The sequence below is a fragment of the Pseudomonas kitaguniensis genome, from assembly GCF_009296165.1.
GTDB lineage: Bacteria > Pseudomonadota > Gammaproteobacteria > Pseudomonadales > Pseudomonadaceae > Aquipseudomonas > Aquipseudomonas kitaguniensis.
This window is the reverse complement of sequence record NZ_VUAZ01000175.1, coordinates 1-6,068: the sequence shown is the minus strand read 5'-3', so window position 1 is coordinate 6,068 and position 6,068 is coordinate 1. Positions and strand designations below refer to the sequence as shown.

Sequence of the window (6,068 nt, the reverse complement as noted above, 5' to 3'; positions counted from 1 at the left end):
ATTTAACCCTCACCGGCTCACGGTAATATGCTGCTGCGGGTGAGTGGCCCATACAAAAACGCCTGAAAAAACACATTCCATTGTGGGAGGGGGCTTGCTCCCGATAGCGGTGGGCCAGACAAAGCAACTGTGACTGACACACCACCCTCTAGAGCAACCCCTCCCACAGTTCAGTCGGGCCAGCGCACGGTGAGGCCGCCGTCGATGACGATGCTTTGCCCCGTCAGGTAGCTTGACGCCTCACTGGTCAAAAATTGCACCAGCGACGCCACTTCATCCGCTCGCCCTACTCGCCCCAGCGGAATGGCGCGCGCCGCTTTGGCCAACCCTTCAGGCCCGAGCGAATTCTTTGCATCCAGCGACTGCGGCGTCTCGATCAACCCCGGGATCACCGCATTACAGCGAATGCCCAACGGCGCCAACTCCACCGCCAACGAGCGGCACAAGCCCGGCACGCCAGCCTTGGCCGCCGCGTAATGGCTGTGCTCCTGCCAGCCATACACGCCGCCGGCTATCGACGAAATCGCGACCAGCGCGCCGCCTTCGCGCATATGCCGGGTGGCCGCGCGGAAGGTGCGCATCACCCCGGTCAGGTCGACATTGAGCATCTCGTTCCACAGCGCATCGGTCATCTCCAGCAACGGCGCGCGGCGCAACAACCCCGCGTTGGCCACCGCGTAATCGAGGCGCCCGAAATGCTCCACGGCATGCGCCGCAAGCGCGTCTACCGAAGCGGTGTCACCCACGTCCAGCGCCAGCATCAGGCACTCACCGCCCGCGGCTTCAACCAAATCGAGCGTGGTTTTCGGGTCATGCGGATCGGCCGGGTAATACCCGCCCACCACCTGCACACCCGCGCGCGCATAGGCCACGGCGAGGGCTTGGCCGATGCCGCTGGCGGCACCGGTAATCAGGGCTGTTTTGCGCGTCATCACACTCTCCTTACTGAACGGTTTCCGGGCGCACGTGGCGCGCGGCAAACATCAGGGCACCGGACAAGAAGCACGGCAGCGCGCCGAACCACAGCGCGGCGGTTTGCCAGTCACTGCCGGCGGCCAACACTTGAGTGGCGCCAAAGCCTGCGACCACTGCACCAATCGGGCCCATCGCATGAATAATCGCGCCACCGGTGGCGCGGATGCTGGTCGGGAAACTCTCGCTGATAAAAAACAGCGCGGCCGAGTAAGGCCCGATCAGGAAGAACAGGCCCAAGCTGTACAGCCCGACCACCATCGGCATATTGCTTGGGCCAAACAGCATCCCGGCAAACGACAGGCCGCCGAGCATCCAACCCAGGCCAATCACGTTGCGACGGCCGATTTTGTCGCCCATCCAACCGTGAGTCAGGTAACCGCAGTAACCCACCAGGTTCGACAGCACGAGGATGATCAGCGAGTTCTCGAACGAGATGTGGTGCACGCTGACGATCACCGACGTACCGAGCACGCTGAACACCTGGATCGCCGCCCAGTTGAGCAGCAGCGCGGCGCCAATCACCAACGTGGCGCGACGCGCCGGGCCACGGAACGCGGCTTTCAGGCCCGCCTTACTGTGTTCGTCGTAGTCCACGCCATAGGTCATGGCGACGTTTTGCGCTTCGCTCACCGCGCCGCTTTTACGCAGCTGGCTGATGCGCTGGTGAATCTGAAATTGCGGGCTTTCCTTAAGCTTGCGCGCCATCACCGCAATCACAATTGCCGGGATCGCGGCGAAAATAAAACAGCCCTGCCAGCCAATGACCGGCAGCAACAGCGCGGTCAAACCCGCCGCAATCAGCGCCCCCACCGGCCAGCCGCCTTGCACCAGGCTGTAGATAAACCCGCGACGCTTGGCCAGTTTCGGGTCTTGCGAGGCGGCGTACAGCTCACTCAAATACGTGGCGTTGACGGTTTCTTCGGCATACCCCAAGCCGCCCAACGAACGGATCAGAATCAATGACGACTTGCCCCACGCCCCACCAATCGCGGTCAGCGCCGAGCAAAGCGCCGAACCTGCGACGGTAAAAATAATCCCTTTGCGCCGCCCCAATTTATCCACGATAGGCCCGATGCCCAGCGCAACCACCGCCGTGCCCAGCGCCACCCATGTCGCGATTTCAGCTTGCTCCACTTCGCCCCAGCCAAAATGCCGGCCGATCTCCGGCAACAAGGTGCCAAACAGAATGAAGTCGTACACCGCAAACACCCAGGCGAAAAACGCGATCCAGGTGGCGAAGCGCACTTCCTGGGACGTCAGTTGCCGAGGTTTCCAGCCAGTCAGGTCAAGCTTGTTATAGATGGACATAAATCGCGCCTCAAGGGTGGGAGCAAAGGGTCAGGTACGCGGTTGGCGGCGGATGAAGTCGTCGGCGATTTCGTCGAAGGTGACAAAACGCACGCCGGCATGGCTCTGGATGTGTTCGATCAGGCGCTCAAGCATCAGCAGCACTTGTGGGCGACCGGACACGTCGGGGTGAATGGTCATGGTGAACACCGCGTGCTCATGCTCGCGGTACACCCAGTCGAACTGGTCGCGCCACATTTCTTCAAGGTGGCGCGGGTTGACGAAGCCGTGGCTGTTGGGCGCCTTTTTGATAAACATCATCGGCGGCAGGTCGTCGAGGTACCAGTTGGCGGGGATCTCGACCAAGTCAGTTTCTTCACCGCGCACCAGCGGTTTCATCCAGGTGTCGGGGTGCTGGCTGTAATCGATCTTGGTCCAGCTATCGCCCTTGCGCACGTAGTACGGGTGGAAGTCGTTGTGCATCAGGCTGTGGTCGTACTTGATGCCTTTTTTCAGCAACAGCTCGTTGGTCACTTTGCTGAATTCCCACCACGGCGCGACGTAGCCGGTGGGGCGTTTGCCGGTGACGTGGGTGATCAGTTCGATGGCCTTGTCGAGGACGATTTCTTCCTGCTCGGCCGTCATCGCGATAGGGTTTTCGTGGCTGTAGCCGTGCACACCGATTTCGTGGCCGGCGTCGGCCACGCTTTCATTTGCTCGGGGAAGGTTTCCATCGAGTGGCCGGGGATAAACCAGGTGGTACGCAGGCCGTAGCGTTCAAACAATTTGAGCAGGCGCGGTGCGCCGATTTCACCGGCGAACAGGCCGCGGGAAATGTCGTCGGGCGAATCTTCGCCGCCGTAAGAGCCGAGCCAACCGGCGACGGCATCAACGTCGACGCCAAATGCACAGAGAATGTCTTTAGCCATGGTGTGTCTCCTTAAATAATCATTGCGGATTCGACCGACAACGCAGCGCGCAACAGGCGTGCGTCTTCGCCTGCCGGGGCGCTGAGCAGCAGCCCGGTCGGCAGGCCTTGGGCATCGCGGCCACTGGGCAAGCTGACGCCCGGCATGTCCAGCAAACTGCCGGGCATGGTCAGGCGCAGGGTGGCGAGGTTGGTGTTGACGAACAACGCATCGTCGGCCTCCAGCGGCGCCAACGGCGGGGCTACATGCGCGACGGTTGGGGTGATCAGGAGGGCGCCGTCGAGCTCGTCGATCAGTTGTTGTTGCAGGCGGCGGCGCGCCGTCGTCAGGTAAATAAGCTGGCTGGCCGGCAGTGCGCGCGCCGCTTCAAGGCGGCGGCGTACGCGCGGGTCAAGTTGTTGCGCGTCAGTGCTGTCGAGCAACGCTTGATGCAGCGCAAACGCTTCGAATGAGCCAAGCCAGCCGTGGTCTTTGATCAAGTCCAGGGTGGCCTGGAACGTTGCCGATGGGCGCACCTCGACCAGCGCACCGGCGGCCTTGAGTTGGTCCACCGCGCGCAACAGGTTATTGCGCACGCCCGGTTCAATGGCTTCCAGCGCACCTTGCTCCAGCACCAGGCGCTGGCCCTTGAGGCTACGCGGGAGGTGGCGCTGGCTGCGGCCGTGAAGCAAGTCGTCGATGGCCAGCGCATCGCGCACGCTGCGGGTCAACGGGCCGAGGCTGTCGAGGGTGTGCGCGAGCGGGAACACGCCGTCGCGGCTGTAGCGTCGGCTGCTGGCGCGGTAACCCACCAGGCCGTTGAGGGCAGCGGGAATGCGGATCGAACCGGCGGTGTCGGTGCCCATGGCGATGGGCACGATCCCGGCGGCAACGGCCACCGCAGAGCCTGCAGACGAACCGCCGGGAATACGCGGTTGGTCATGCCCGTGGGGGTTGTGCGGCGTACCGAAATGCGGGTTCAAGCCAAGGCCCGAGTACGCCAGTTCACTGAGGTTGGTCTTGCCCATGCTGACCATTCCGGCGCGGCACAACAGGCCCACGCACGGCGCATCGAGCAAGGCCGCGGGCGCATAGCGGCGGTAAGCGGCGCCGGCGGTGGTGATGCTGCCTGCCACGTCGAACAGGTCTTTCCAGGCCAGTGGCACGCCATCGAACACACTCAGGGGTTGGCCTGCGCGCCAACGTGCGCTGGCGGCTTGCGCCTCGCGCAGGGCGCGCTCGGCGCTCAGCGAGATGAACACGCCTGGCGTCTGGCTCGCCTGGCTCAAGGCCTGTTCGAGGACCTGCACCGGGTCGCTGCGACCACTGGCGAACGCTTCGGCCATTGAAGTGGCGTCTGGCATCAAGAAAACCCTCTAAAACGTACATATTAATAAAATGTACGTTTTACAAAGGCAGCTTTCGTGCCAGTCTCTGTTGACGATTTTTTGCGCGAACCGCCTTTATCGCTTGGACCTGCGGGATAGAGGGCATGGCAGGCAGCAAAAAAACCTGGCGATGACGCGTGGCCAAGCCTGACATGAAATAATGTATCTTTTATTAATAAGTACATTTTGGTGCAAAAAGTAACACTGCGACTTTCAAGGCCCCAAAAAAGTGCCCCCTTCGTGGCGCAGAGTGACAGGCGCAACTATGAGAGAATCCCCGGCCAACTTCCTGAAGGCTTCAAAGAACGCGATGAAAGCAGTGTCCGCCTCGGCCTCCCGTTACGCGATGATTCACCAGCTATTGCGTGATGCGATCGTCAACGGCACCGCCCGCCACGGTTTGGTGTTGCTTGAGGCGCCGCTCGCCGAACTGTTCGGCACCAGCCGCGTGCCGGTCCGCAAGGCGCTGGACCTGCTGCATGCCGAAGGGTTGATCTGCCGCTTCAACGGTCGCGGCTACCTGATCAACCCCGAAGGCTTGGCAATGGAGCCGTTGCGCCTGCCCGTGAGCCCTGCGCACCTGGGCCTGAATGGCGACGACGAGTTGGTCGACACGCGGCCACTGGGCGAGCGCATCGTCGAGGAAATCGGCGCGGCGCTGTCCACCTGCATTGCCTTCGGCCACTACCGGCTGGATGAGCAAGCCGCCGCCGACCACTACGGCGTCAGCCGCGCGGTAGTGCGCGAAGCGCTGATGCGCCTGCGCGACCGTGGCCTGGTCGAAAAAGAGCCCTACTCGCAATGGCTGGCCGGGCCACTGACCGCGCGCGAAGTGACCGAAGACTACGAACTGCGCGCCTGCCTGGAGCCCGAAGCCCTGCGCCAGAGCGCGCCGAACCTCGACCGCGAGGTGCTCGAAGCCATGTTGCAACGCGTGCTGGACGCCCAGGACAGCCCCCACTGCAGCCTGGAGACCCTTGAGCAAATCGAAGAGGACTTGCACCAGCATTGCCTGGCGGGCCTGCAAAACCGCAAGATCGCCACGCTGATTCGCCAGGGCCAGAGCCCGATGATCATCAGCCGGATTTTCTACCGTTTGCTGGGGATCGGCGCTGATCCGGCCATGCTTGCCGAACATCGCTTGATCCTGGAGCTGTTATTGCACGGCGCGTTCGATGCTGCTGCGCTGAATTTGCGCGAGCATTTGCAGCGCGCACGGCAGCGGATGTTGCAGCGGCTGAAAGTGCTGTCGGTGTTACCCGAGCAGCCACTGCCTGGGTACCTGCACAAGATCAGTTGACGCCGCCAACTGTGGGAGATTCTATGGCTGAAAAAGCGGGACGCAGAGCGTCCGGAGCGGCATTACCACGCAGAGCGTGGGAACGATCATCTAAGCCGACCCAATCTCCCAAGCAAGAATGCATTCAAACTGTGGGAGGGGGCTTGCTCCCGATGGCGGCGGGTCAGTCAACTCATGTATCAACTGTAAAACTGACTATCGGGAGCAAGC

General features: G+C 62.2%; 4 protein-coding genes and 1 pseudogene. 1 reads left to right on the top strand and 4 read right to left on the bottom strand.

Annotation, left to right across the window (positions count from 1 at the left end; all coding sequences use genetic code 11):
* Positions 1–170: 170 nt before the first annotated feature.
* The 4 genes and pseudogenes from F0169_RS25110 to F0169_RS25095 all read right to left on the bottom strand — a co-directional run bounded on the left by F0169_RS25110 (position 171) and on the right by F0169_RS25095 (position 4,534).
* Positions 171–932: an SDR family NAD(P)-dependent oxidoreductase gene (locus tag F0169_RS25110; RefSeq protein ID WP_122252072.1), complete on the bottom strand. Its 762-nt coding sequence runs from the start codon at positions 930–932 to the stop codon at positions 171–173.
* Between the two features lie 10 nt (positions 933–942).
* Positions 943–2,283 carry an MFS transporter gene (locus F0169_RS25105; protein WP_058414024.1) on the bottom strand — a complete coding sequence of 447 codons (1,341 nt, stop codon included), beginning with the start codon at positions 2,281–2,283 and terminating at the stop codon, positions 943–945.
* Positions 2,284–2,313: 30 nt separating this feature from the next.
* Positions 2,314–3,191 (bottom strand): annotated as a pseudogene (locus F0169_RS25100) (polysaccharide deacetylase family protein).
* A gap of 11 nt (positions 3,192–3,202) precedes the next feature.
* On the bottom strand, positions 3,203–4,534 hold the full coding sequence (locus F0169_RS25095; protein WP_172979550.1) for an amidase: 1,332 nt from the start codon (positions 4,532–4,534) through the stop codon (positions 3,203–3,205).
* 334 nt (positions 4,535–4,868) lie between these two features.
* Between F0169_RS25095 and F0169_RS25090 the strand changes: the two genes are divergently transcribed.
* On the top strand, positions 4,869–5,858 hold the full coding sequence (locus F0169_RS25090; protein ID WP_152747921.1) for a GntR family transcriptional regulator: 990 nt from the start codon (positions 4,869–4,871) through the stop codon (positions 5,856–5,858).
* Positions 5,859–6,068 lie beyond the last annotated feature (210 nt).

Coding starts and splice junctions, on each gene's coding strand:
- F0169_RS25110 (WP_122252072.1), bottom strand. CDS start 932: ATGACGCGCAAAACAGCCCTGATTACCGGTGCCGCCAGCGGCATCGGC.
- F0169_RS25105 (WP_058414024.1), bottom strand. CDS start 2,283: ATGTCCATCTATAACAAGCTTGACCTGACTGGCTGGAAACCTCGGCAA.
- F0169_RS25095 (WP_172979550.1), bottom strand. CDS start 4,534: ATGCCAGACGCCACTTCAATGGCCGAAGCGTTCGCCAGTGGTCGCAGC.
- F0169_RS25090 (WP_152747921.1), top strand. CDS start 4,869: ATGAAAGCAGTGTCCGCCTCGGCCTCCCGTTACGCGATGATTCACCAG.